Origin of the sequence: Nocardia sp. GP40, assembly GCF_050434125.1 — a bacterium.
In the GTDB taxonomy this organism is placed as follows: Bacteria; Actinomycetota; Actinomycetes; order Mycobacteriales; family Mycobacteriaceae; genus Nocardia; species Nocardia albiluteola.
This window is the reverse complement of sequence record NZ_JBNPVW010000004.1, coordinates 245,328-271,310: the sequence shown is the minus strand read 5'-3', so window position 1 is coordinate 271,310 and position 25,983 is coordinate 245,328. Positions and strand designations below refer to the sequence as shown.

The 25,983-nt window shown below is 69.7% G+C and carries 24 protein-coding genes; 11 read left to right on the top strand and 13 right to left on the bottom strand.

Features of this window, described 5'->3' with window-relative positions; genetic code table 11:
* The first annotated feature begins 66 nt into the window (after window positions 1–66).
* The 5 genes from ABH933_RS14410 (at window position 67) to ABH933_RS14390 (ending at window position 5,012) form a co-directional block, all read left to right on the top strand.
* On the top strand, window positions 67–837 hold the full coding sequence (locus ABH933_RS14410; RefSeq protein WP_429422759.1) for a deoxyribonuclease IV: 771 nt from the start codon (window positions 67–69) through the stop codon (window positions 835–837).
* A gap of 167 nt (window positions 838–1,004) precedes the next feature.
* On the top strand, window positions 1,005–1,934 hold the full coding sequence (locus ABH933_RS14405; RefSeq protein WP_429422761.1) for a TauD/TfdA dioxygenase family protein: 930 nt from the start codon (window positions 1,005–1,007) through the stop codon (window positions 1,932–1,934).
* Window positions 1,935–2,024: 90 nt separating this feature from the next.
* A complete protein-coding gene (locus ABH933_RS14400; RefSeq protein ID WP_429422763.1) occupies window positions 2,025–2,594 on the top strand; it encodes a hypothetical protein in 570 nt (189 codons plus the stop codon).
* A 298-nt stretch (window positions 2,595–2,892) separates the two neighbouring features.
* On the top strand, window positions 2,893–4,104 hold the full coding sequence (locus ABH933_RS14395; protein WP_429422765.1) for a CaiB/BaiF CoA transferase family protein: 1,212 nt from the start codon (window positions 2,893–2,895) through the stop codon (window positions 4,102–4,104).
* Window positions 4,104–5,012 (top strand): hydroxymethylglutaryl-CoA lyase, encoded by a 909-nt coding sequence (locus tag ABH933_RS14390; RefSeq protein ID WP_429422767.1) that lies wholly within the window; start codon window positions 4,104–4,106, stop codon window positions 5,010–5,012. The genes ABH933_RS14395 and ABH933_RS14390 overlap by 1 nt, the downstream gene beginning before the upstream one ends.
* 8 nt (window positions 5,013–5,020) lie before the next feature.
* Here the strand turns inward: ABH933_RS14390 and ABH933_RS14385 are convergent, their stop codons facing one another.
* Window positions 5,021–5,464: a pyridoxamine 5'-phosphate oxidase family protein gene (locus tag ABH933_RS14385; RefSeq protein WP_429422769.1), complete on the bottom strand. Its 444-nt coding sequence runs from the start codon at window positions 5,462–5,464 to the stop codon at window positions 5,021–5,023.
* Window positions 5,465–5,597: 133 nt separating this feature from the next.
* Complete coding sequence (locus ABH933_RS14380) at window positions 5,598–5,849, bottom strand: hypothetical protein (RefSeq protein WP_215918474.1); 252 nt, start codon at window positions 5,847–5,849, stop codon at window positions 5,598–5,600.
* A gap of 366 nt (window positions 5,850–6,215) precedes the next feature.
* Between ABH933_RS14380 and ABH933_RS14375 the strand changes: the two genes are divergently transcribed.
* Window positions 6,216–6,641 carry a hypothetical protein gene (locus ABH933_RS14375; protein WP_429422772.1) on the top strand — a complete coding sequence of 142 codons (426 nt, stop codon included), beginning with the start codon at window positions 6,216–6,218 and terminating at the stop codon, window positions 6,639–6,641.
* A 39-nt stretch (window positions 6,642–6,680) separates the two neighbouring features.
* On the opposite strand, the gene ABH933_RS14370 is transcribed toward ABH933_RS14375, so the two are convergent.
* Complete coding sequence (locus ABH933_RS14370; protein ID WP_429422774.1) at window positions 6,681–7,802, bottom strand: acyl-CoA dehydrogenase family protein; 1,122 nt, start codon at window positions 7,800–7,802, stop codon at window positions 6,681–6,683.
* 63 nt (window positions 7,803–7,865) lie between these two features.
* Complete coding sequence (locus ABH933_RS14365) at window positions 7,866–9,038, bottom strand: acyl-CoA dehydrogenase family protein (RefSeq protein WP_429422776.1); 1,173 nt, start codon at window positions 9,036–9,038, stop codon at window positions 7,866–7,868.
* A 238-nt stretch (window positions 9,039–9,276) separates the two neighbouring features.
* On the opposite strand from ABH933_RS14365, the gene ABH933_RS14360 reads away from it, so the two are divergent.
* Window positions 9,277–10,005: a hypothetical protein gene (locus ABH933_RS14360; protein ID WP_429422777.1), complete on the top strand. Its 729-nt coding sequence runs from the start codon at window positions 9,277–9,279 to the stop codon at window positions 10,003–10,005.
* Here the strand turns inward: ABH933_RS14360 and ABH933_RS14355 are convergent.
* Window positions 9,941–10,621, bottom strand: a complete 681-nt coding sequence (locus tag ABH933_RS14355) for a phosphoribosyltransferase (RefSeq protein ID WP_429422779.1) — start codon at window positions 10,619–10,621, stop codon at window positions 9,941–9,943. The genes ABH933_RS14360 and ABH933_RS14355 overlap by 65 nt on opposite strands.
* 7 nt (window positions 10,622–10,628) lie before the next feature.
* Entirely contained in the window at window positions 10,629–11,549 is a 921-nt protein-coding gene (locus ABH933_RS14350; RefSeq protein ID WP_429422780.1) for a carbon-nitrogen hydrolase family protein, read from the bottom strand.
* Window positions 11,550–11,611: 62 nt separating this feature from the next.
* On the opposite strand from ABH933_RS14350, the gene ABH933_RS14345 reads away from it, so the two are divergent.
* Entirely contained in the window at window positions 11,612–13,414 is a 1,803-nt protein-coding gene (locus tag ABH933_RS14345) for a DEAD/DEAH box helicase (protein ID WP_429422782.1), read from the top strand.
* 179 nt (window positions 13,415–13,593) lie between these two features.
* On the opposite strand, the gene ABH933_RS14340 is transcribed toward ABH933_RS14345, so the two are convergent.
* The 4 genes from ABH933_RS14340 to ABH933_RS14325 are packed head-to-tail and all read right to left on the bottom strand — an operon-like array spanning window position 13,594 to window position 16,826.
* Window positions 13,594–14,352, bottom strand: coding sequence for an ESX secretion-associated protein EspG (locus ABH933_RS14340; RefSeq protein WP_429422784.1), 759 nt, complete (start codon window positions 14,350–14,352; stop codon window positions 13,594–13,596).
* Between the two features lie 21 nt (window positions 14,353–14,373).
* Window positions 14,374–15,717 (bottom strand): WXG100 family type VII secretion target, encoded by a 1,344-nt coding sequence (locus tag ABH933_RS14335; protein WP_429422786.1) that lies wholly within the window; start codon window positions 15,715–15,717, stop codon window positions 14,374–14,376.
* Entirely contained in the window at window positions 15,710–16,120 is a 411-nt protein-coding gene (locus ABH933_RS14330) for a hypothetical protein (protein WP_429422788.1), read from the bottom strand. The genes ABH933_RS14335 and ABH933_RS14330 overlap by 8 nt, the downstream gene beginning before the upstream one ends.
* 19 nt (window positions 16,121–16,139) lie before the next feature.
* Window positions 16,140–16,826, bottom strand: a complete 687-nt coding sequence (locus ABH933_RS14325; protein WP_215918278.1) for an alpha/beta hydrolase — start codon at window positions 16,824–16,826, stop codon at window positions 16,140–16,142.
* A gap of 257 nt (window positions 16,827–17,083) precedes the next feature.
* Between ABH933_RS14325 and ABH933_RS14320 the strand changes: the two genes are divergently transcribed.
* A complete protein-coding gene (locus tag ABH933_RS14320; protein WP_429422790.1) occupies window positions 17,084–20,680 on the top strand; it encodes an AAA domain-containing protein in 3,597 nt (1,198 codons plus the stop codon).
* Window positions 20,681–20,798: 118 nt separating this feature from the next.
* On the opposite strand, the gene ABH933_RS14315 is transcribed toward ABH933_RS14320, so the two are convergent.
* Both ABH933_RS14315 and ABH933_RS14310 read right to left on the bottom strand, forming a co-directional pair.
* A complete protein-coding gene (locus tag ABH933_RS14315) occupies window positions 20,799–21,968 on the bottom strand; it encodes an alanine racemase (protein WP_429423198.1) in 1,170 nt (389 codons plus the stop codon).
* Window positions 21,969–22,065: 97 nt separating this feature from the next.
* Window positions 22,066–22,545 carry a TetR family transcriptional regulator gene (locus ABH933_RS14310; RefSeq protein WP_429422792.1) on the bottom strand — a complete coding sequence of 160 codons (480 nt, stop codon included), beginning with the start codon at window positions 22,543–22,545 and terminating at the stop codon, window positions 22,066–22,068.
* 467 nt (window positions 22,546–23,012) lie between these two features.
* On the opposite strand from ABH933_RS14310, the gene ABH933_RS14305 reads away from it, so the two are divergent.
* Window positions 23,013–23,753 carry a tyrosine-protein phosphatase gene (locus ABH933_RS14305; protein ID WP_429422794.1) on the top strand — a complete coding sequence of 247 codons (741 nt, stop codon included), beginning with the start codon at window positions 23,013–23,015 and terminating at the stop codon, window positions 23,751–23,753.
* 259 nt (window positions 23,754–24,012) lie between these two features.
* On the opposite strand, the gene ABH933_RS14300 is transcribed toward ABH933_RS14305, so the two are convergent.
* The gene (locus tag ABH933_RS14300) at window positions 24,013–25,047 is read right to left on the bottom strand and encodes a glutathione S-transferase family protein (RefSeq protein WP_429422796.1); all 1,035 of its coding nucleotides are present in this window, start codon (window positions 25,045–25,047) and stop codon (window positions 24,013–24,015) included.
* Window positions 25,048–25,152: 105 nt separating this feature from the next.
* Here ABH933_RS14300 and ABH933_RS14295 point away from each other — a divergent pair, with 105 nt between their 5' ends.
* The gene (locus ABH933_RS14295; RefSeq protein ID WP_429422798.1) at window positions 25,153–25,941 is read left to right on the top strand and encodes an enoyl-CoA hydratase/isomerase family protein; all 789 of its coding nucleotides are present in this window, start codon (window positions 25,153–25,155) and stop codon (window positions 25,939–25,941) included.
* The last annotated feature ends 42 nt before the right edge of the window (window positions 25,942–25,983 follow it).

Here is a 25,983-nt window from a genome sequence, read left to right as displayed (position 1 = left end):
GCTTCGGTCCGCGGCGATCCCGCTGCTGCGCGCCGACCTGTCGGTGGGTGGCTATACCCTCGTCCCATGCGCATTGGAGCCCACGTCAGGCAGGACAGCGATCCGATCGGCTTCGGTGAAGAGCTCGGCGCCGAGGTCATCCAGATGTTCGTGATCGACCCGCAGGGGTGGGAGAAACCCACGCCCCATCCGCTCACCGAGCAGATCAAGTCGAGCCCCATCGATGTGGTGGTGCACTCGTCGTATCAGATCAATGTGGCCAGCACCAACAACCGCCTGCGCATGCCCTCGCGCACGGCGGTCGCACAGCAGGCGCAGGCCGCCGCCGATCTGGGCGCCTTCGGCCTCGTCGTGCACGGCGGGCACGTCCGCTCCGACAGCGAGATCGAGACCGGTATCGACAACTGGCGCAAGCTGTTCGAGCGTCAGGAGGCCAAGGGCGGTTTCGCGGTGCCGATCCTGATCGAGAACACCGCCGGCGGAAACCACGCCATGGCCCGGTATTTCGATTCCATCGCCCGACTGTGGGATGCGGTCGGCGAGTACGGCGCGGGCTTCTGCCTGGACACCTGCCATGCCTGGGCAGGCGGCGAGGAGCTGGTCGGCGTCGTCGACCGGATCAAGGCCATCACCGGCCGCATCGACCTCGTCCACCTGAATTCCTCGCGCGACGAATTCAATTCCGGCGCCGACCGTCACGCGAACTTTGCCGACGGCACCATCGACCCGCAGCTGCTGGCCGAGGTGTGCCGCACTGCCGACGCGCCGGTGATCCTGGAGACTCCCGCCGAGGGTGTCGCCGAGGACATGGCCTACCTGCGCGAACACATCGGCTGAAACGCCCGACCACGCGCGCGGGCGACGCCGAAACGATCTGGTCGATCGCCTCTGGATGGAAGAGCCGCACCCCGCGACGGTTTCGATCCAGGTGAGGGCAACCCTGGTTCGTGCCGTGCCGAACTGGTGTGCTCGCAAGGCATTCCCGCTCCAGCGAAAGGCCTTCCATGTCCGCCGATGACGCAGCACAGACCGGCACATCCGTTCGGGTGGTCAAGCTCAGCACCCACATCGGCGCGCGAATCGACGAGGTTCGTCTCGGCGGGGATCTGGACGCGCAGACCGTCGCGGCCGTCCGGGACGCGCTGAACGCACACAAGGTGATCTTCTTCCGCGGCCAGGACCATCTGACCGAGGACGGCCAGTACGAGTTCGCCCAGTTGCTCGGCACACCCACCACCCCGCATCCGACGGTCAGCTCGCACGGGGTCAAGAGCCTGGCCATCGACTCGGAAACCGGGCGCGCCAACAGCTGGCACACCGATGTGACCTTCGTCGACCGGGTGCCGAAGGCCTCGATCCTGCGCGCGGTCGCGCTGCCCAGCTACGGCGGCTCCACCACCTGGGCATCCACCGTCGCCGCCTACGAGTCCCTGCCCGAACCGCTGCGGCGTCTCGCGGAGGGACTGCGCGCGCGGCACACCAATACCTACGACTACGCCGCACGCCACGGCGCCGAACCCACCCCGAACTCCCAGGCGTATCGCGCCGAGTTCGAATCGGCCTACTTCGAGACCGAGCATCCGGTGGTGCGCGTACATCCCGAAACCGGCGAACGCGCCCTGCTCCTGGGGCATTTCGTCAAGCAGTTCGTCGGCCTGAACAAGGTCGAATCCGATGCGCTGTTCCGCCTGTTCCAGGATCGAGTCACCCGGCTCGAGCACACCACCCGCTGGAACTGGGCGCCGGGCGACGTCGCGATCTGGGACAACCGCGCCACCCAGCACTACGCCATCGACGACTACGACGGCGCCGAGCACCGCAGGCTCACCCGCATCACCCTGGCCGGCGATATCCCCGTCGGCGTCGACGGCCGTCCCAGCACTGTCATCGCGGGCAATGCCGAGCACTATTCGGTGATCGAGCGGGCCGCCTGAACTCCAGTTGCCAAGCGGCTGAGACTTTTCGGCGCGGGAACGAACAGTCGGTACGCTGAATCTCGGGTCGGGCCGCGGAGAGGAATCCTATTGAGTACCGGACGGATCGGCACTGAGATCGTCCCATCCCAGCGGTCACGGCGGCGTTGGCGATATGCAGCATTGCTCGCGGCGGTTCCCGCCGCGCTGGCCCTGGCCGTCGTCGCGGAGGCCCAAACACCGGACGTACCCGCGATTCCGGCCGAAACACTCCCGGCGGTGGCACCGCCGACGTCCCTCGCACCGGTACCGACCCTGGTCCCGCAGACACCGACCTTCACACCGCCGACGCCGACGATGACCATGCCCACGGTGCCCGCGCCACCCCCGCCCGTGGCGAACTGCGGCCTGCCGCCGTGCAGCCCCGACGGCTACGGCATCGACGGATTCGACCAATTCGGTTACGACCGATCGGGATTCGACCACTGGGGTTACGACCGTTACGGCTACGACCGCTTCGGATACAACCGCTCGGGATGTAATCGCGCCGGTCAGTGCCGTCAGGGCGATCACGGAACCTCTGGGCCCCACGTCGGCCCGGGACCTGCCGTCCCCGCTCAGCCCCATCTACCGCCTGCGCCCGCCCTGCCCCTGCCTCCGAGCGGCAGCTTCGGGCTGTGAGTTGAGCCGGCGTGATCGACCCGCGCCACCGCCGGCCCGGCGTCGACGATGTCGGCCGCGAGCGGTGCGGGTCAGTCGTCCGTCGCACTACGCCCGAGTCGGCGACCAAGGCGGTCGTCTTCGCGCCCAGCGGCAAGGCTGCGGTGACCTATCGCGTGGAGCTCGGCACGAAGGAAGCGTGGCCACAGGCGATCGACGCCAGGCCGAGCATCCGCCCAACGCACGTCATCGCGTGCCCCGCGTTCCTGCCGACCGAGGGCGGCTGTCGGCGACCTCTCCCGGCTGGTTCAATCGACGCATGGAGAGTCGGCCGCTGGACGGGGTTCGGGTACTGGAACTGGGCAATTACATCGCGGCGCCCACCGCGGGCCGGATCCTCGGGGACTTCGGCGCCGAGGTAATCAAGGTGGAACGCCCGAAAACCGGGGACGAACTGCGCAATTGGCGGTTGTACGGCGGCGACACGTCGATGCTGTACCGCACGGTCAACCGGAACAAGAAGTCGATCACGCTGGATCTGCGCTCGGACGCCGGGCGGTCGATCGTGCTGGATCTGGTCGCGCACTGCGATGTGCTGCTGGAGAACTTCCGGCCGGGCATGCTGGAGAAGTGGGGCCTGGGGCCGGACGTGCTGAGCGCGGCGAATCCGGATCTGGTGATCACCCGCATCTCCGCCTACGGGCAGACCGGGCCGCTGTCGCAGCGGCCCGGATTCGCGGCCGTCGCCGAGGCGGTGGGCGGCCTGCGGGAGCTGATCGGCGATCCGGATCGGCCACCGGTGCGCACCGGGGTGTCGATCGGCGATTCCATCGCCGGGATCTACGCGGCCTTCGGCACGGTGATGGCGCTGTTCCAGCGCGAACGATCCGGCCAGCGAATTCCACTGCCGCAGCGGGTGATCGATGTGGCGCTGAACGAGTCCATCCTGTCGGTGATGGAATCGCTGGTGCCCGACTACTACGCCTACGGCATCACCCGCGAGCGGACCGGCGGCCGGATGGAGGGCATCGCTCCGAGCAACGCCTACCCCTGTTCGGACGGCCTGAGCATCATCATCGGCGGCAATGCCGACAGCATCTTCCAGCGTTACATGCAGGTCATCGATCGCCCCGATCTAGCCGCGGACCCGGAGCTGGCCGACAACGCCGGGCGCTGGCGCCACCGGGAGCGGCTGGACGCCGCGATCGCCGAGTGGACGCGTCGGCACACCCGGGACGAGGCGCTGAAAATCCTGGAGGGTGCCGCGATCCCGAGCGGCGCCATCTATACCGCCGCCGATATCGCCGAGGACGCGCAATACCGGGCGCGCAACATGATTCAGCATTTCCCGGTCGATGTCGGTGAGCCGGAACCGAAGTCGGTCGGCTTTCCCGGCATCGTGCCGGTGATCGGCGAGCAGTCCCTGCCTATTCACAGCGTAGGCCCCGACCTGGGCGCGCACACCCGCGAGGTGCTGTCCGGGCTGCTGGGCATGTCGGACGCGGATATCGATGCACTGGAGGCGAACTGATGCTGCGCGATGTGACGCTGCGAGACGGCCTGCAACTGACCGGCAAGGTGCTGCCGACCGAGCGCAAGGTCGAGATCGTGCGCACCCTGCTGGGCCTGGGCGTGCCCGCCCTGGAGATCGGCTCGATGGCGCGCCCCGATCTGGTTCCGCCGATGGCCAACACCATGGATCTGATCGCCGCACTGGATCCCGAAGAGCTGCAACGCTGCTGGGTGTGGGTGGCCACGCCGCGGCACGTCGAGCGGGCAGCGGCCGCGGGTGTGCGCAACTTCCAGTACTGCTTCTCGGTCTCCGACTCCCACAACAAGGCCAACATCGGGCGGACCACCGAGGACAGCCTGGCCGCGATGCCCGAGGCGATCCGGCTGGCCCAGGCCGCGGGCGGGTCCATTCAGCTCTGCCTGGCAACGACTTTCACGTGCCCGTTCGAGGGCGCGATCGATCCGGAGCGGGTGCTGGCGATCGCGAACGACCCCCGCGCAACCGGCGCCACCGACATCGTGCTCGCCGACACCCTGGGCCAGGCCCATCCCGCCCAGGTCACCGACCTGGTCGCCGCGGTCCGGTCGCGAACACCGCACCGCCGCATCGTCTTCCACGGGCACGACACCTGGGGCATGGGCGTGGCCAATTCGCTGGCCGCCCTCGCCGCCGGCGCCACCATGGTCGACGGCTCCCTCGGCGGCCTGGGCGGCTGCCCCTTCGCCCCCGGCGCCAGCGGCAACACCTCCAGCGAGGACCTGCTGTTCGCCACCCGCCCGGAATGGTTCACCCCCGGCACCCTGGCAACCCTGGTCGACCTGTCCCGCGACCTGCTCACCGACCTCGGCGAACCCAATCGCTCCCGCGCCGCCGAGGGCGCCGTCTCCAAGGCCGATGCCTTCGAATGGGTTGTGCGCCAGCCATAGCCGACGAGTTATGGCGTGGCGATCGGTCCCGCATCGGGGAGCTCGGCGTGCCCGACCAGCTCGATTCCGGTGACGATGTCGGGCTGGATCCGGATGATGCGGTGGGGCGCGCCGGGCAGCCACGGGTCGATGAGGCGCTCGTAGTACGCGATGTCCGCCGGGTCCGTGACGGCCGCGGTGGTGCCGGTGAGTATCACGCACCAGCCGAGCTGGGTCTCGTGGTCGATCGTGTCGACCTCATAGGAGACGACCTGCCGGTCCACGTGCAGGGGCACGATGCCGAGGTTGGCGTGCACGATCACGTCCTCGCCGTCCACAACGTGGTTCACCGGACGAATGGTCGGCAACGCGTAGCGCGCGAAGGCGATTCGGCCGAATCGCACGGTCCCGAGAAGTCGCAGCGAATCCGCGTTCGTCAGCTCCCGCAACTCCCGGTGGCCGTGTTCCGCCATAACCCATTATCTGCCAAGGCACCATGAAATGATGGTCGGTTCTCCCGAAGCCGGACCGGTCCGCCGACGGCACCGAATCGCGCCGCCGCCGAATCACACTCGATGACTGTGCGGATCCGTAGGGCCTCCGCGTTCAGGCGGAACCGTGGGAATCCGCGCGCAGTTTCAGCAGGACCAGCCCTGCGGTGCAGGCGAGCATCAGACCGGCGACGGTCACCAGCACCCGTAGATCGACAATGCCCATCACCGCTCCCGCCAGACCGCCGGCGAAGATCAGCCAGGCCATCAAGCGGGCGATGATCGCCCAGGCGGAGCGCGCGGATTCGGTTGGGGCCGAATCGTTCTGCGACGCCGCACGCAGCGGGGACGTCGAGTAAGCTCCCATCACCAACTCCTCGGTGACGCCGCGGCACTTCGGGGCACAGAATTCGCGGTGTCCCTCGGTACATTTCCGGCGTCGTGCGTGTAACTTTGCAAACACGCTACGTCTCCGTTGTCAAATCTCCACACGACACGCGCATGACACGCCGAAGTGACCGTTTCGATATGTGAGTCACAGACCTTTGACATATGCGATCGGTATTTTGCCGACGCCGCAACTCGTCTGGCCCGACCCCCCGGCGCTCGGTTAGTGTGAGGCGAACACTTTATTGAGGAGCTGTACACCGATGCATGGCATGACGGCGGACGTGGGGGAACACGCCGATGAGACCCCACACCACCCGATGAGGCCAGGCCCGGAGGCAGCGGCATGCGCGACAATCTAGTTGCCGAGACCACTCCACGACGCCTGGGTCCCAAGGTCGCCGGGCCCGCAATCGCCGCCGGCGCAATATCTCTCGGACTCGTCGTGATCGGCGCGTGCGGCCTTCGCCCCCACGACACCTACGTCGCGCCGCCACCGCTGTCCGCGAATCTGCCATCCGCGGCCGGCACCCGAGCCCCGACGTCGACCACCTACGAGGTGTACATCCCGCCCTCGCCGTCCTGGCGGGTCGCGGTCAACACCCCGCCGCGGCGGACGCCGACCACCGTGCCGCTCGCGCCCACCACTCCGGGCTATGCCCAGTCCCCGGGCGACGGGCCCGGCTACGCGGCCCCGGCCTACATCCCGCCGCCCTCGATCACCACCGACGACCCGTTCGACTCCACGACCACCCCGTCCGGGCCGCCCTGACCTCCCCCGGCGCCCGCCGGCGGAGGTCGGCCCCGGTGATTACAGCTCGACGAGCCCGTACTCCCCCACCCGGTCGGTGAGCACCCGCAGATGTTCGAACGCGCCGCCGAAGGTGCGCTCGATCGCGGTCAACCGGGCGGCGTAGTGGCTGACGGGATATTCGGCGGTAATGCCGATCCCGCCGTGCATCTGGATGGCCTCCTGGCTGATGTGCCGGCCCGAGCGGCTCACCTGCAGGCGGGCGCGCGAGGCGACGACCGGATCGGGATCCCCGTCGGCGAGCGAGGCGGTGGCGTACATGCTCATGCTGCGCGCGAGCTCCAGCGAGACGTACATCGTCGCCGCGCGCTGGGTGAGGGTCTGGAACTTGGACAGCGTGACCCCGAATTGCTTGCGGGTCTTGAGATATTCGGTGGTCAGGCGGAGCGCCTCCGCCATCGCGCCGACCGATTCCGCGCACAGGCTCGCCTGCGCGGCGGCGATCCCGTCGAGGATCGCGCCCGACGCGTCGCCGGGCTCGCCGAGCAGTTCGGCAGGGGCGCCGTCGAATTCGAGCTGGGCACCACGCAGGCCGTCGAAGGTGCGATAGGAAGTGCGTGTCACGGCATCGGGGGCGCCCAGGAACAGCCCCGCCGCGCCGTCCGGCAGCGCGGCGCTGACGACCAGCAGGTCGGCGCAATCGCCGTGCGGCACCGGATTTTTCAGCCCGGTGATCCGGTATCCGTCGCCGTCGGCGACCGCGGTGGTCGTCAATTCCACTGCCGGCCACCTGCTTCCGGGTTCGTCGTGAGCGAAGGCCAGCAACTTGTCCCCGGCCGCCACCTCCGGCAGCACGCGCCGGCGCTGCGCGGCGGTGCCCGCGCGGGCGATCAGCCCACCCGGCAGCAACACCGCATCCAGCAGCGGTTCCGGCGCGAGCCGGCGGCCGAATTCCTCCATGACGACCATGGTTTCCACGGGCCCGGCGCCGACCCCACCGTCCTCCTCGGCGAAACTCAGTCCCAGCACGCCCAATTCGGCCAGCTGCGCCCACACCTCGCGGCTCCAGCCCAGCTCGGTGTCCAGCGTCTTCAGGCGCGATTCCGGATCGTAATTGCGCGCCAGCAGCTCGCGGACGGTGTCGCGCAGCATGCCCTGTTCATCGGTGAGTTCGAAATCCATGGCGGCGGCCTCTCGCGGGGATGGTAGGTCGGCGGAGCTTGCGGAGCCGATCGGGGTGGGTAGCTACAGCCCGAGGATCGTGGAGGCGATGATGGTGCGCTGCACCTCGCTCGATCCTCCGTAGATGGTGGTCTTGCGGTAGTTCAGGTAGCCGGGGCCGCTGCGCTGGGCCCAGTCCGGCGAGGCGATCGATGGGGCGCCGACCGGCAGCGCATCCGGGCCCGCGATGTCCAGCAGCAGTTCGGTGGCGGCCTGCTGCAGCTCCGAACCACGCAGCTTGAGCACCGAGGAGACCGGATTCGGTTTGCCCTCACTGGAATTGGCCACCACCCGCAGCAGCGTCAGTTCCAAGGCCAGCAGCTCGTTCTCCAGCTCGGCCAGCCGAGCGGCGAACACCGGATCGCTCAACAGCGTGCTCGTACCCGATACCGTTTGTGCCGCATACTCCTTCGCCACCGCGAGCTTGACCTTGGTGCGGCCCACACCGGTGATTCCCGTGCGCTCGTTGCCGAGCAGGAACTTCGCGTAGGTCCAGCCCATGTTCTCCTCGCCGACCAATTGATCCGCGGGCACCCGGACGTTCTCGAAGAAGACCTCGTTGACCTCGTGATGGCCGTCGATCAGCTTGATCGGGCGGATCGTCACGCCCGGGGTCTTCACATCGAACAGCAGCAGCGAGATGCCCGCCTGCTTCTTGGGCGCGTTCGGATCGGTGCGCGCCAGGCAGAAGATCCAGTCGGCGTACTGGGCCAGGGTGGTCCAGGTCTTCTGGCCGTTGACGATGTACGAGTCGCCGTCGCGCACCGCGGTGGTGCGCAGCGAGGCCAGGTCCGAGCCGGCCTCGGGCTCGGAGAACCCCTGGCACCACCAGATGTCCAGGGACGCGGTGGGCGGCAGGAAGCGCTCCTTGAGCTCCTGCGAGCCGAATTGCGCGATCACCGGGCCGATCATGTTGGCGTTGAACGTCAGGGGCTCGGGCACGCACGCCAGCTGCAGCTCGTCCTCCCAGATGTGGCGCTGCAGCGGGGTCCACTTCTTACCGCCCCACTCGACCGGCCAGTTCGGAACCGCGAGGCCGTGCTCGTTGAGGGTCCGGTGCGCGGTGAGGATGTCCTCGCGCGAGAGCTCGCGACCGTACTTCACCTTGTCCCGGATGGACTCGGGAATCACGGTCCGATACAACTCGCGCAGTTCGTCGCGGAAGGCAACCGCATCGGGTGACATGGCAAGTTTCATGGGCATCTCCCACCGTGTCGGGTGTGGCGGAGTAAAGTGCTGTTCGTAGTAGAACTTACTCCCCGGTAGCGCGGAACTGTCGGCTGCGTCACATCGGTGAACCGGACCGGCGGCCTGTAGTCCACCGCACCCGACCGGGCGCGAGCTGGTAGGTTGCTCCGGAAGTAGGTCGCGGCCGCCCGGGCCGGCCGGGTGTAGACGGCGGCCGAGACGAGTTCACGACTAAGGAGTACAACGAGTGAACGGCAGGACCCTCGCGCGTCTGGCCGCGGTAGCGGCCTGCATCGGCCTCGGAACCGCGACGGCCGTGGGCACCGGTACGGCCGCCCCGGCCCCCACCCCGACCCACAGCCCGGCAACCCCGGCCCACAGCACCGTGGACACGGCGATCGACCACCTCGACGCCGCCGCGGGAACCAATGCGGCCGCCAAGGCCGCGGTGACCAAGCTGGCCGAGACCTCGCGCCTGCTCACCGCCAGCAAGCTGGATCACATCGCGGGCGCGTTCCAGCCGTTCTTCTTCGCCGCGCCCACCTTCGGATGCCCCGGGAACCCGGTCAGCCTGACCATCGCCTCGGGCGAGGCGGGCAGCAACGGGATCAGCAACGGCCTCAACGGCGGCTACGGCACCGTGCGCTATCAGGCCACCCCCTCCGCCGCGGGCTACCCGATCGGGTCGGGCCTGAACGTCGCCTGGCTCAACACCGGCAACGGCCGCAGCGGCATCACCCCGCTCAACGACATGACCCAGTACAAGCTGCCGAGCTTGTCCAAGACGGTCGCCACGGGCCCGGGCACCGTGATCTCGGTGATGTGGGGCACGGTCAACTACCCGGGCGGCACCTGCGTGATGGCACCCACCGTCGGGGCCATCACGGTCTACAACGCGCCCAACCCGAACTTCAACGCCCCGCTGCCGGATCAGAAGGGTCCGACCGAGCCCCAGGTCCAGATCCCGGTGCCCTAGCGAGCAGAGCCAGGACCTCGTCGTCGGTGAGCTGGTGGAAGTCGTCGTAGGCGCCGCCCACCCCACCGAGGATCCGGGGCACCAGGGGGCAGATGGTCTCGTCGGTCAGGGGATGGATGCGGCGCAGGGCCTCGATGGACGAGACCGGAACCGCGACGGTGAGGCGGCGGGGCTCGTGCAGGTTCGCCACCTCGCAGGCCACGGCGACCGTTGCGCCCGTTGCCATCCCGTCGTCCACGATCACCACGCAGCGGTCCTTCAGGGGAATCGGCGGGCGATCACGCAGAATGCGTTGCCGCCGTTCGAGTTCCACGCGCTCGAGGGCCTCGATGGCGGATATCTGATCGGGTGTCACGCCACTGTGCCGGATGACGTCGTCGTTGACCACGCGCGCCCCGCCCTCGCCGATCGCGCCCATCGCCAGCTCCGGCTGCCACGGCACGCCGAGCTTGCGCACGAGCAGAATGTCGACCTCACCGCCGATCACCGCGTGCACGCCGACCGCGATCGGAACCCCGCCCCGGGGCAGCCCCAGCACCAGCGGGTCCGACGCTCGCAGGTGCAGCAGCGACCCACCCAGCGAGCGACCGGCGGCCAACCGATCGGGATAGATCATGGTGCTTTCAGTCTAGTGGCGTAACGGCGAATCTCCGCAGCGTAAGGCTCGGATTGGCGGCACGAATCGCCTCGAGGTGCTCGAGATCGACGCGTGCGGTGGCGATTCCGGGCGCCTCGCCGAGTTCGGCCAGCACCAGGCCCGCCGGATCGACGATCATCGAGGCCCCCGCGCCGCGGGGCGCGGCATGATCGGCGGCGGCGACGTAGACGGTGTTCTCGATGGCGCGCGCCCGCAGCAGCGTCGTCCACTGGTCGACCTTGCCCGGGCCCGGAATCCATTGCGCGGGAAGGGCGAGCACCTGCGCCCCGGCCGCGGCGACCCGGCGGCACCCCTCGGGGAAGCGGAGGTCGAAGCAGGTCTGCAGACCGAAGACGACGCCATCGGCGGTGAAGGTCGCCGGTTCGGCGATCGGACCTGGCAGCACGATATCGGATTCGAGGAAGCCGAAGGCGTCGTAGAGGTGCACCTTGCGGTAGACGGCCGCGAATTCGGCATCGGGCGCGGCGGCGACGAGAGTGTTGTATACCTCCCCGGACTCGCCGTCGGCCCGCTCGATCGCGCCGGGCGCCTCCACCACGCCCGCCACCACATGCACCCCGAACTCCGCCGCCAACCCGCGCAACCCGGTGACGTACGGCCCGGTGAGCGGTTCGGCCGCCGCGACGACCCGCTCGTCGAGCCGCTTCACCGCGAACATCGAATACTCGGGCGCGATCACCACCCGCGCGCCGTGCTCGGCCGCCTCGCGCACCTGCGCGCGCAGCAACGCCAGGTTCGCATCCTTGTCCGTGTAGGGATCGAACTGCACCACCGCGACATCGAGCGTCCTGCGTGTCGCGGCGGTCGCGGGCGCGATAACAGACCCGCTGGTCGGAACGCCCGCGGGGGCGGTGGCGGAGGCCTGGGGAGGCTGCTGCGGTTGCATACGTCTCACCGTATTGGGCCGATGGTCGGGGTTGCCACCGCCACGCAGTAAACTGCTGGTCAATGAATACCTCAGAGGTCGACAGCTCCCAGCCCGACGAGAGGGACGCCGCCGACCCGTCCTTCGCCGATCTCGGCATCGATGACCGCATCCTGGCGGCCATCGCCGACGTCGGTTACGAGTCGCCGTCCCCGATCCAGGCGGCGACGATCCCCCCGCTGATCGCGGGCGCCGACGTGGTGGGCCTGGCCCAGACCGGCACCGGTAAGACCGCCGCGTTCGCCATCCCGATCCTGATGGGGCTCGCGGCCGCCGAGGGCCGGTCCAAGGCGCCGCGCGCGCTGGTGCTGGCCCCCACCCGCGAACTGGCGATCCAGGTGGCCGAGGCGTTCGGCCGGTATTCCTCGCACCTGCCGGGCCTGCACGTGCTACCGATCTACGGCGGTCAGAACTACGCGGTGCAGCTGTCCGGGCTGCGGCGCGGCGCACAGGTCGTCGTGGGCACCCCGGGCCGGGTCATCGACCATCTGGAGCGCGGCACCCTGGACCTGTCGCAGCTGCAGTACCTGGTGCTCGACGAGGCCGACGAGATGCTGAAGATGGGCTTCCAGGAGGACGTCGAGCGCATCCTGCGCGACACGCCCGCCGACAAGCAGGTCGCGCTGTTCTCCGCGACGATGCCGACCGCGATCCGCAAGATCTCCAAGCAGTACCTGCACGATCCGGTCGAGATCACGGTCAAGGCCAAGACCTCCACGGCACCCAACATCACCCAGCGCTGGGTGCACGTGTCCTATCAGCGCAAGCTGGACGCGCTCACCCGGATCCTCGAGGTCGAATCCTTCGAGGCGATGATCATCTTCGTGCGCACCAAGCAGGCCACCGAGGAGCTGGCCGAGAAGCTGCGCGCGCGAGGGTATTCCGCGGCCGCGATCAACGGCGACATCGCCCAGAACCAGCGCGAGCGGACCATCGGGCAGCTCAAGTCCGGCTCGGTGGACATCCTCGTGGCCACCGATGTGGCCGCGCGCGGCCTGGACGTGGACCGCATCTCGCACGTGCTCAACTACGACATCCCGCACGACACCGAGTCCTACGTGCACCGTATCGGCCGCACCGGCCGGGCCGGGCGCACCGGCGAGGCGCTGCTGTTCGTCGCCCCGCGCGAGCGCCGCCTGCTCGATGCGATCGAGCGCGCCACCCGCCAGCCGCTGACCGAGATGCAGCTGCCCAGCGTCGACGACGTGAACGCGCAGCGCGTAGTGAAGTTCCACGACGCCATCACCGAGAACCTGTCCGGGGCGAACGTGGCGCTGTTCCGCAAGCTCATCGAGGACTACGAGGCCGAGCACAATATCCCGCTGGTCGACATCGCCGCGGCCCTCGCGATCGGTTCCAACGACGGCGAGAACTTCTTCATGGAGGCCGAGCCGGAACCGCCACGGCGCGAACGCACTCCGCGCAAGTTCGACGACCGCTCGTTCGACGACCGGGGCGAGCGTGACGACCGCCGCGCCGCCGGGCCGAGCAAGCACCGCGCCACCGGCGCCGACATGGCCACCTACCGCATCGCCGTCGGCAAGCGCCACCGCGTGGCCCCCGGTGCGATCGTCGGTGCCATCGCGAACGAGGGTGGCCTGCGCCGCAGCGACTTCGGGCACATCAGCATCCGTCCCGACCACAGCCTCGTCGAACTCCCCGCCGACCTGTCCTCGGAGACCCTGGAAGCCTTGCGACGCACCAGGATCAGCGGAATCCTGATCCAGCTCCAGCTCGATCAGGGCCCGCCCGGACAGCGCTCCACCGCCCGCGGCCCGCGCCGGGGCGAGCCCAAGCGCTTCGAACGCCGCAAGCCGCGCTCGTAGCAAAGTCGCCATGGGCCGGGCGTCGGCGGCGCGACCGTCCGGCGTCCGGCTCCGGCCGATTGCTCGCCGCGCCGATTCAGCGATCCCAGCAGCAGAGCGCCAAAGCCACTGCGAAGTAGGACAATCGGGGAGCACAGGGCGCGTGCGAGATCTCGTACCCGCCCTGTACTGCGCGAGCGCTACCAGCCCTCGGCGTCGGCAACGATACGTTCGGCGGCGCTGAGCATGGGCCGCAGCTGCGCGGCGAAGGCCTCGGCGGTGACGGGCGCGACGGCGACCTCGGTGCGGGTGTGCACGGTGTAGCGGCCGTCGCCGGTGACGTCGATCCAGCACAGCACGCCCAGCGGACGCAGTTCGCCGTCGGCACGGCGCGCGGAGACCACGATCTGGCCGATGCCGTCGCGGGGCTGCTTGAGCAGGCGGCGGATGCGGGCCGGTTCGGACGGACCGGAGATCGGCACCGTCACCAGATCGCGGCTGTCCTCGCGAACCCGGCTCAGCGGTGCGCTGTAGCGCGGCTGACTACCCGCGGCCCGCTCCGGCAGCACCGAAATCACCCGGGGTGCAAGGGCTTTCGCGACGCCGACGAACAGCCGCAGCTCGCCGCCGCGATCGGGGCCGTCACCGGGCCGCTGGGCCGCGACGACGGTGACATGCCCGGCCGCGGCGCCCAGGACCCGCACCGGCGGCGCGTCCTGCCCCGGGCCCTGCCGGCCGAATACCTCGACCCGGATGGTCGGCCGGGCCAGCACACGCAGCGCCGCCTCGAGGTCCGCATCGAGTGCGCGCGAACACCACTGCCGCAACTCGGGCAGTTGCGCATCGCGTTCCCCGCTGTCGCGGGCGGACAGGCGCACCGCGAGCGGATAGGGGATCCGGTCGCCGTCGGTGCGCTCCCACGCCAATGCGAATTGATCGGGGGTGAGCGTCCATTTCACCGGCGGCGGCCCACCTCTAGCTCACTCCTCATCGTCGGCCCACTCGCCGACCACCGGTGGGGTGGTGGGCTCGAGATGTCCCACCAGCTCGGTGCCGGGCTCGGCCGGTTCCAGGAAGGTCGGCTCGTCGAAGTCCGGGTAGTACTCGTCCTCGTCGTAGTCCTCGTCGTCCGGAGACTGCTTGGGCGGCCGGGGAACCGAGTTGGCCGGCCGGGTGGTGTCGCCACCGAAGGCGACCGCGCCGCCCGCCAGTCCGCCGACGATGCCCGCACCCATTCCGGACGCGGTGTCACCGGAGGAGGACTGATCGCCCTGCTGATTCTTGTCCTTGCGATCGCCGTCGGAGCTCTGTGAGGTGGTGCCCTGCGGCTTGGTCGACGCGCTCTGCGGCTTGGTGGGCGCGTTCGACGGCTTGACCGCGCCCGGGGACACCATCGCGCCCGCGGCCGTGGCCGAAGGTGCGGCAGGAGCGGACCGATCGACCTGTGGCGCACTCGCATTCGGTTCCCCGGGCGCGGCCTGCACGGCGGAGGTATGTGTCGCGGCCACGGGCGGGGAGGGCGCCGCGGGTGCGGCGACGCCCGCCGGATTCACCGCCGCGGGGGCCGCGGTGCGGTCGGTGGCCGGTTGCTGCGCGGCAGCCGGATGGTCGGTGCGATGCGCCGAATCCGGTTGCGCCGCCGTGATATGCGCACCCGATGCGGGAATCAGGCCCGGGGTGACCACATCCGCCGAACCACCGCCGGGGGCGACGACGGTCGAACCCGGCGCCGTAACCGGCGCGTGCGGGTACATCCCGCCCACAGGGAAGCCGGGCACGTTGTTCCCGGTCGGAATGAACACTCCGGCGTAGACCGAGTTCATCACCCGCACCGCATCCAGGCGCACGTTCTCGGCCGTCTTCTGCATCTCGGACGTGGTGAGGGCGTGTTTGGGATCCAGCAGCGCGCCCTCGAGATCCACGGAGGAGGACACCGGCTGCGACAGCGAGGAGCGCAGCGACTCGGCCGCATCGTTGGCCTGCCCGAGCCGCCGGCCGACCTCGGCCATCACATCGGACAGGTGCTGCCCCAGCGACTCGAAGGCCTGCATGGCCTCGGATGCCAGCTGGGCCGCGCTACCGCGCCAGCCGTCGGCCATCGCGGCGCGCACCTCCGCATTGGCCTCCTGCACCGCCTGCGCCATCCCACTGGCTGAGGTCTGCCACGCGTGCTTGCCCGCGGTCAGCACCTCGGGCTGCAACTGCATGACGCCGCGGTAGATCTCGTCATAGCCGAGATGGTCGAACACCTCGACCGTCGGCGCGTAATCGGGGTCGGTGTGCGGGGTTTCGACCTTGGTGCCGGTGCCGCTGATGTTATGCATGCCCGGCCCCCACGACATCGGTGGTCGTCTTGCCCAGGGCGACGGCGATATCGGCATCGTGCTGGGTGTACGCCGCGGCAGCCGCGCGCAGCGTCTGCGCGAGCCGGCGGGCGGCGTCGGCGTATTCCTGCATCCGCTCCAGCGCGTCGGTGGCCTTGCCCTCGAAGCCGCGCCGCAGCGAACCGCCCGATTCGAAGCCGCCGAAACCGGGCAGCGAGACGCCCGCGTGCAGCACCTTCATCTGCTGTTCGACCTGTTCGGCGAGGGTTTCATAGCGACGCGCGCAGCGCTCGTGGACGCCGTCGGTGACCAAGACACCGTCCATCCACAGCTCACCGTCGTCCACCGCATGGCTCAGGGCAGCGACATCGCTGCGCACATCCCCGGTCTCCTGTGATTGCACCGGTCCCCCTTTCTCGAGCTCACTCCACCGATGCGCGCGCCGTGCCCGCGACGACATCCTGTATCCACTCCGCGATGTCGGCGGCGACCCGTGCGTGCACCGGTTCGTGCAGCAAATCGTGCCCGGCATCGGCATACTCACGCAACCCTACCGATTGACGCCGCAACGTCCAGTCGCGCACGACATCGATCGGCGCACGACGATCGTCGACGCCGTGCAGGGCCAGTGCGCGCAGCCCGTCCGGCAGGGAAACATCGCCGCTGAGAGCCCTTTTCGGGGTGCCGGTGAGCACCAGTCCGGCCCACTCGGGTGCCGGGCCGGTGGGGCCGGACGCCGTTCCCGCGGCACCGGATACGAGCGCCAGAACTGTGGCGGCGCCCAACGAGTGCCCCGCCAGGATCAGGGGAACTCCCGGCGAGTCCCGGCGCATCAGCGTGGCGAGCAGTCTTGCGTCGGCGGCGAGCTCGTCGAGGGTGCCGGGCGCCGCCGGATCCCCCTCGCTGAGCCCCTGCCCGGCGGTGTCCAGGCCCCAGACCTCGATATTCCGCGCGCCCAGGGCACGGGCGAACCGGTGGTAGTGGCCGCTGTGCTGACCGGTGCCCGGCAACCACAGCACCAGTGCCGTGGGGTGTTCTCGCGCCTCGGGCGGGTGTACCGGCCAGCGCCGATAGTGCAGCCGCCCGCGAGCGCCCTCGAAAAACGGCATGCCGCAATACTTTCACCGGTCCCGGGCCCGATCCGCGCCACCCCGCCCGGCCCGAAGCTCCCACCTCGCGGAACCGTGGGGCGGGGTTCCCATAAACTCGATGCGGGACCTGGGACTTGTCGGCGCTGACTTCACGTGACGACACGCCCCTCGTACACCACTGGCGTCCAATCCGAATGATTACGCTGTTGCGCGACTCGGCACGCAACGGTGCGTCCCGCCGGGTGCGGGTGTCCCGAGACACAGGAGGGCCGCGATTGATTCTGTTCGGTGATCGTGTCGTGTGCAGCACCGGAGACCTGGTGGAGGCGGCGCGCTGCGAGTTCGCGCTGCTGCGCGCGCTCGATGCCGAACTGGGCCTCGTGCCCCCCGTCGCGGGCGGCACGCATACGCCGCTGTCCGCTGCCCTGTCCCCGCACGTCACCGCGCCCCTCTCCGAGGCACTGCCCGCACCGATGAGCGCGCGCCTGGCAGATCTGCTCACACAGCGCGACGCCGTAATCCACATCAATCGGCCCTCCGACGGCGACCCGGATACGACAGTGGCGTCCCTGCGCCAGGGACACGAACGGACGCTCGCCGCCCTGCATGCGGGAGCCGGGGTGATCGTGGGGGCGCGGTTCTTCGATGGAGAGTTCGCCGCCGCGTGCGCCGCGCTCGTCCGCGCGGACCTGTGCGACCCGGACGACGGCCGCCCCGGCCCGGATTCCGATCCCGGCGAGCCACATGCGGACACCGACGACGACACCGACACGGTGCTGGATGGAGATGCCCTCCACACCTCACTGATCGCCACCTCGTCGGGGCTCGTCACCGACCGTGCCGAGGCCCCCGGCGCGTATGCGCACCTCGCCGATGCGGCGTCGCCCAGCTCCGCGGCCCGGATGCCCGGCGGCGCGGTCGCATCGCCCGGCACCACCGCTGCGGCGCCCGGCACCGATTCCGCCTCGGCCCCAGAGGCACCCCGTTATGTCATATTCGGCGTCGCATCCGAGGACTCCCCCGTCGCCACCCTGATCGAGCTGGCCGCCTGCGCACAAGCCCTCCGGGAGAACGGCTTCCGGGTCGACCCACGAGTACAGCTGCGCCTACCCGATGGATCGTCCGCGACCCACGACCTCGCCGCGGCCGCCGCCGTGCATCGCGCCCGGCGCCGCCGCCTGACGACGATCCTGGCCGACAAACAGAACGAGCTGCTGCCGGTGCAGTGGGGCGACCGGCGTTATCTGGCCTGCGGCGACTGCCCGACCTGCACCGCGGCGCTGGTCGCGGGCCGGGATCTGCTCCTGGTGGCGGGCATGCGCCCTGCCGTGCGGGCGCAGCTGCGCGATGCGGGCATCACGACCGTCGATCGGCTCGCCGCCGCCGATTCCGCGGTCACCGGGGTTGCCGCGCACACTCTTTCCGCGCTGCGCCGCCAGGCCGAACTGCAACGCAGGTACGAGCGCGGCGCGGCGGCGGTCTACACCGTCACCGATCCGGTCGCGCTCGGCGCGCTGCCGCTGCCGTCCCCGGGAGATGTCTTCCTGTCCGTTTCCGGCTCGCCCACCACCGCCGTCGGCGTGGGTGTGGCGCCGGCGCAACCCGGTGAGGGCGGCGAGGACCCGGCCATGCTCTTCCACGCATTCGGCGTCGCCGACGAGGCACCGGCCCTGCTCGAGTATCTGCTCGACCGCCAGGAACAGCATCCGGACCTGCGCATCTACCACTACCGCACCCAGGCCCGCCACCTTCTCGCCCAGCTGTGCGCGCGATACGGCGCGGACGAGCAGATCATCGACGATCTGCTCGCCGCGCTGGTGGACCTCTATCCCATCCTGCGCTCGGCGCTGATCATCGGCCAGCGCTCGTATCGCCTGACCGATCTGGCCGAACTGTTCGATCCGGCGAGCGAGATCGTCTCCGGCACACCGGAATCGGAGTGTTCGTACACCCAGCGGTTGCGCCGGTGGCTGCTCGAGCTCGCCACGCAGCACGGCGTGCGGCCCACCGCCGAACCGGACCGCCCGAGCGCCGAACCGCTCCCCGCGGTGGAGGCCGCGCTGCGCGAATTCGCCTTCGACTTCGACGAATCCCGCAGCGCCGCACAGCATGCCGCCGCGCTGATGGCCGCGGCCCTGGCCTATCACCGCCGCGAGCGCCAGCCGCTGCACTGGGCGCATACCGACCGCCTGCACCACCCGATCGCCGAATGGGACGACGCCCCGGGCGTTCTCGTCGCCGACTGGGGCAGCGTGGACACCAAGTGGCACAGCACCGGCGAGCTGCCGATGCGCCGCTACCTCAAGCTGACCGGGCGCCTGGGCACCGGCAGCGCGCCGCGGCCCGGCACCCCGGTGCTGACCGTCTACGATCGCCCGGCGCCGGGCATGACCACCGCCCCGGGCCGCCGCGCCACCGCCCACGCCACCATTCTGGGCTGCTCACTCGATGCCAACTTCGACGATGCCGTGCGGGTCGAGGAGCTGCTGCCCGAGGGCTGCGAACCCTACGACGACCTCCCGATCGCGATCGCGCCGGGTCCGCCCGGACACGACGAGAACATCGCGGACGCACTGGAATTCGCGGCCCAGCAGTTGCTGGTCAGCCTGCCCGAGGTGCCGCGGACGGCCGCGTTCGACCTGCTGTTGCGCCGCCCGCCGCGACTGCGCTCGCAGACCGCGCTGCCCGGGGTGTTCGGCGACCACGCCGCGGCGGTCACCGCGGCCGTGCTCGACCTGGACGAGTCCTATGTCGCGGTGCAGGGCCCGTCGGGGACGGGCAAGACCGATACCGGGGCGCGGGTGGCCGAACGCCTTGTCACCCGGTACAAGTGGCGCGTCGGGGTGGTCGCACAGAGCCATGCGGCGGTCGAGCAGGTCCTGGACGCGCTGGTCCGGGTCGGGGTGCTGCCCGAGCTGGTGGCCAAATCCGACGCCCAGTCGGTCGCCCCGGAATGGCTGTCGATCGATCCGGACCGCTATTCACGTTTCCTGGACAACGCCGTCAACGGCTGCGTGATCGGCGGGCTCCCGGGCGATTTCGCCGATGCCGCGCGGGTGCCGCCGGGCGGGCTGGACCTGCTGGTGATCGCCGACGCCGGACACTTCCCGCTGGCCGACGCGGTCGCGGTGGCGGGCAGCGCGCGCAATCTGCTGTTGTTCGGGGATCCCGCGCCACTGCCCGGGCACGGCACCCATCCCGAGCCGGTGCACGATTCGGTGCTGGGCCGCCTGCTGGGCGGATTGCCCACGCTGCCACCGGAATTCGGATACTTCCTCGACCGCACCTGGCGGATGCATCCCCAGCTGTGCGGGCCGGTGTCGCGGCTGCGCTATGCGGGCCGGTTGCGGTCGAGCGAAACCGTCACTCTCGCACGGGATCTCGAGGGCGTGCCGCCGGGCGTACGGATGGCACCGCTCCATCACCACGGCAACAGCACCGAATCAGCCGAGGAGGCGCGCGAAATCGTGCGCCGGGTGCGCAATCTGCTCGGGCTGCCGTGGCATCAGGGCGCGGTGACCAGGCGGCTGCATCCGCACGACATCCTGGTGGTGACGCCCTATCATGCGCAGGTGGCGCGGATCCGGACGCTGCTCTCGCGCGCGCGCATCGAGGACGTACTGGTCGGCACCCCCGAGCGTTTCGCGGGCCGGGAGGCGGCGGTGGTCCTGGTCTCGATGACCACCTCCTCCCCGGGCGAGGCACCGCACGGCATCCACACCCTGCTGTCGCGGCATTGGCTGACCACCGCGGTCTCGCGCGCGATGTGGGCCGCGATCATCGTGCATTCGGCCCTGCTCACCGAGTATCTGCCCGAAACCCCCGAGCAGCTCACGGATCTTGCGGCGTTCCTCGAACTCGCCGACTCCTGACGGCCGCCCGCACCATGTCATCCCGGCACACTTTCGGCCGGAACCCCGCGGTGGATCCGGCCGAAGCACACGCGGAAGACGAGTTGACTTGTGACGCAGCCGAAATGATGGTCTGCGCTCAGCCGAAGTTCTTGCCCTCGCCGCGGTAGGTCGGCGCGGTGGTGCGGGTGCCGTCCGAGTCGACGAGGTGCACGCTGTCGAAGCGCTCGAACAACTCGCCGGCCTTGGCGTGCCGGAACCACACCCGATCGCCGATCGCCAGGCCATTCGCGCCCGACAGCGGGGTCTGCACCTCGCCCGCCCCCTCGGTGCCAACAAGGCGCAATCCCTTGGGCCACACCGGCTTCGGAACCCTGGACGCACCTGCCGGACCGGACGCGATGTATCCGCCGGAGAAGACGGCGGCGAAGCCCGGCGCGGGCAGGCGCACGACCGACTGGGCGAAGTACAGCGCCGGGCGCGGGGTGAAGCTGCGGTAGTGGTCGAACAGCGTCGGCACGTACAGCCCGGATCCGGCGGTGACCTCCGTGACCTCGGGCGCGGAGACGCTGACCTCGATCGATCCACTGCCGCCGCTGTTGACGATCTCCAGCTCGCCGGCCACCGCGCGCACGGCATCCACGACCAGCGCGCGCCGCTTGCGGATCTCGGCCGCCGAGGCCCGCTTCACCAGCCGCACGGCCGGATTGGTGTCGGGCAGCCCGGCGATCTGTCCCTCGTAGGTCATCAGGCCCACGACCCGGAAGCCGCGGTCCAGGGCCGCGCGGGCCAGGCGCGCGGCCTCATCCGGAGTGCGGATCGGGGAGCGGCGCGGTCCCAGGTGCAGCGAGCCGATGCGCAGTGCCGCGTCCACGTCCAGGCACACCCGCGGGCGCACCCGGTCGCTGCCGACGGCGGTCTTGATCAGATCGAGCTGGGCGGGGTCGTCGACCATCAGCGTGATGGCTTCGCGGAGGGTGTCGTCGCCGCCGAGTTCGGCCAGTGCGGCCCGGTGCACGGTCGGGTAGCCCATCAGGATGTCGCGGGCGCCCCGGCGGGCCAGCCAGATCGCCTCGGGCAGGGAGTAGCCCATGATGCCGGCGAATCCCCCGGACGCGGTCAGCCCGGACCCCAGCACCTCCTCCAGCACGGCGCGACACCGCACCGACTTGCTGGCGACCCTGATCCGGACGCTCCCGGCCCGCCTCGTCAGGTCGGCGGCGTTGGCCCGCAAGGCGGCCAGATCGAGAGCGGCCAGCGGCGGATCGAGATCCGCGGTGGCCGCGTGCAGGGCGGTGATCGGCGACACGTTCGTCACGATATCCACTGAACCACGAAGTTGGTCGCACGTCCAGTTTCTCGGCGAGGCGCCATCGCGCCCGGTCCACAAGGTTGCGATAGTTGAACTATTTGTCCACGGCGCGCGTGGTCAGGCTCGACACCAGATCATCCAGCACGATGAGGGTCGTCTCGTCGTTGCAATCGGCCAGCCAGCGCAGCACGGTGCCCTGCATGACCGCGACGGTATAGGCCGCGATCGCCTCGACCGGCTCGATCCACTCGGTGTGCGAACGATCCGCGCACAACCGCAGAAAGGCGCCGATCTCGGCATCCTGATCCCGGAACGCGCCCGAGACCGCGGGCTCCTCACCGCAGCCGACCCGATCCTCCCAGCGGCGGCGCAGCGCCGCGACGGTCGCCTCGTAGGTGCGAACCTGCCGCTCGGGCGCGGCCTTGATGGCCGGCCACAGCGCGCTGATCCCTGTATGCAGCAGGATCCGCAGCGCACGTGTGCCGGAAAAGTCGATTTCGGCGGATACCTTCTCCACAGCCTCAGTGATCGCCGGCCCGGTACGGACCTCGACCATCTCTCCACTAGCGCTCACGGCACCTCCTCGCTGGCGCTCGTCGGCACCGTGCGCGAGGCGCGCCGTATTGATGGTTCGCTTCGCTCACGACGACTCCCTTGGGCGATAAAACTCGCGCACCTCGGCTGCGCGGGTCGCTCGGCGGGCTGCAGATCTTCGGTGATCGCATCGAGCCCTCCGACACGGACGACCCATTCAACATTTCACCAATATAGAGGGTTTTCAAGGATCACGACCCGTTTCACCGCCGTATACGGACTGGAAGAATGTTTTGTTACCCCCTTGGAACCCCACCGCGATCCAACGGACACCCCTGCGATCTTCCCCGACAACCAGGAGGCCATGTCGCGAATCCGAAAAAAACTCTACAGATACACATGCGCATCGTCGCATCGCTGTGGCAGATCCCACACGCCGCCCGACATTTGCCGGTTCGATCGACGAACGAAACCCCTGCGCAACCGGCCCGCCCGTAGCCTTGATTGATGAACACCTCGCGGCCCGATCACTTCCAGATCTCCGGCACTTTCAACTACCGCGACGTCGGCCGGCTACGCACCGCACGGGGTCGCACGCTGCGCAGCGGCGTGCTGCTGCGCTCGGCCCACCTGTGCCAACTCGACGCGCAGGGCCATGCCACGCTGCGCGAGCTGGGGGTCGCCACGGTGCACGATCTGCGCGGCCCTCGCGAGATCGACCACCTCGGTGCGGATGTGCTGCCCGTCGGCGTCCGATTACGGCTGACACCCTTCGATTCACGCATCGGCGAACAGCCACCACACGAAGCCGCCCGCGACGGGCTGACCGAGATGCTGCACACCTATCGATCGTTCCCGGCCATGCCCGAGGCGCACGCGGCGCTGCTGGCGATCACGGAGTCCATCCTGCGCGACGAGGGCGCGGTGCTGGTGCACTGCGCCGCGGGCAAGGACCGCACCGGCTGGGCGATCGCGACCCTGCTCCGGGCGATCGGCATCACCGAATCGGACATTCTCGACGACTTCCTGCGCAGCAATATCGCCATCGACGCGCTGGCCGCCGACGTCGACCGCAACTCCGGCGGCCGCCTGACCCTGCCGCCGGAGGTGCTGGGAGTCAGGGAGGAATACCTCGCCGCCGGGACCGAGGCGATGCACGACCTGCACACCGACCTCGAGGGTTACTTCGCGACAATCGGCCTCACCGCGGAACTGCGCGACCGCCTGCGGGAGCGGCTGCTGGCATAGACGCTCCGGCCACTCCGGCAGGTAGCGAACCCAGTCGCACCTCGGACCGGTCACCCCGACCACGAGCACGCCGGTGTGCGGGAGGCCATTGCACCCCGGTACACCGAACGCGGCCTGCCCGCCGACCACAGATTGCCGAGCACGAGCACACCCGGGGATAGCGGAGAGCACAGGGCGACACGGTAGCGACCGCGCCGGACCAGATCGGGTCAGCGCGAAGATGCGCATGTCCCGGGTTGCCGGCGCCGGACCGCACGGATCAGGACAGGGCCGAGGCCGGGTTCGCCGAGGCCGGCACCCGCTCGCTCTCGACGGGCGGAGCCGGCGGGGTGCCGTCACCGAACGGGTTGCCGGGCAACGACTCCCGGCCGTGCGGGGTGAGCCAGCCCGACAGCTCCGGGCCCGCGGGCACGATGCGGGTGGGGTTGATATCGGCGTGGACGATGTAATAGTGCTGCTTGATCTGGGTGAAATCGATGGTGTCGCCGAAGCCCGGGGTCTGGAACAGATCGCGCGCGTACGCCCACAGCACCGGCATCTCGGACAGCTTGCTCCGGTTGCATTTGAAGTGGCCGTGATAAACCGGGTCGAAGCGGACCAGGCTGGTGAACAGCCGCACATCGGCCTCGGTGATGGAGTCGCCGACCAGGTAGCGGCGCGTCGCCAGCCGCTCCGAGAGCCAGTCCAGCGCGGTGAACAGGCGGGCGTACGCGGCCTCGTAGGCATCCTGGTCGCCCGCGAATCCGCAGCGGTAGACGCCGTTGTTGACCTCGGTGTACACCCGCCGGTTCACCTCGTCGATCTCCGCCCGCAGCGCCTCGGGATACAGCTGCGGCGCGCCCGCACGGTGGTACTTCGTCCATTCGGTCGAGAAGTCGAGCGTCATCTGCGCGAAGTCGTTGGTGACCACCTGCCCGGTCGGCGCGTCCACGATCGCGGGCACGGTGATGCCGCGCGGATAGTCCGGGAAGCGCGCGAGATAGGCATCGCGCAGGAAATGGATGCCCAGCACCGAGTCAACGCCGCCGGGATCCAAGTCGAAGGTCCAGCTGCGCGCGTCGTGGGTGGGGCCGCACAGGCCCAGCGAGAGCACGTCCTCGAGGCCGAGCAGCCGCCGCACGATCAGCGTCCGGTTCGCCCACGGGCAGGCGCGCGCCGCGACCAGCCGGTAGCGGCCCGGCTCGACCGGATAGCCGTCGCGCCCGTCGGCGGTGATGCGGGTGGGGATGTAGTTGGTGTCCCGCTTGAAGTCCCCCGGCTCGACATACGAGGACTGATTCGGCTCGGCGCTCATCGGCCCAGTTTCGCAGATCGAGGACTCGCACATCCGGCGCGTGTCAATTGAGACATCTCACGCTACATGTATCTATTTTGATCGGGTAGCGGATAGATTTGCCCCATGACGGACAAACCCACACGCCTGGAACGCACTACGACCGAGGGTGGCGCCGAGCTGGCGATCATCACCATCGCTCATCCGCCGCTGAACCTGTTCGACATGGCCCTGATGGAATCGCTGGCCGCCGACATCGACGAGCTGACCGCCGCCCCGCCGCGCGCGCTGCTGCTGCGCGCCGAGGGCAAACTGGTCTCCGGCGGGGTCGACGTGCACGAGTTCGACGGGCTGTCCGTCGAGCAGGGAACCGAGCTGTGGCGCAAGCTGTTCAGGCTCGCCCAGGGCATCGAGGCGCTGCCGTGCCCGGTGGTGTTCGCCGCACACGGGCTGACCCTCACCGCGGCCTTCGAGATCGCGCTGGCGTGCGACATCATCCTGGCCGCGCCGAAGGCGAAGTTCGGCCTGGTCGAGACGGTCGTCGGGCTGACCCCCTCGATGGGCGGGCCGCAGCGCCTGGCCGAACGCGCCGGATCGGGCCGAGCACGGGAATTCGTGATGACCGGCGATCTCTACGACGCCGCGACCATGGCCGAGTGGGGCGTGGTCAATGCCGTGCACGAGGACGTCGACACCGCCGCCCGCGCCCTTGCCGCCCGGCTGGCCGACGGCCCGACCCGCGCGCACGCGGCGACGAAGGCGATCATCGAGGCGTGGCGCTCCGGCGGTGTGGCGCACGCGGATTCGGTGACGCCGGTGGTCTCGGGTGCGCTGTTCGCGACCGAGGACCTGCGCGGCGCGGTACGCAGCTTCCTGGAGGTGGGCCCCGGGAAGGCGACCTACTCCGGGCGCTGAGTCCCGCCGGGACACGTTTGCGGACAATCAGCCCACGACTGT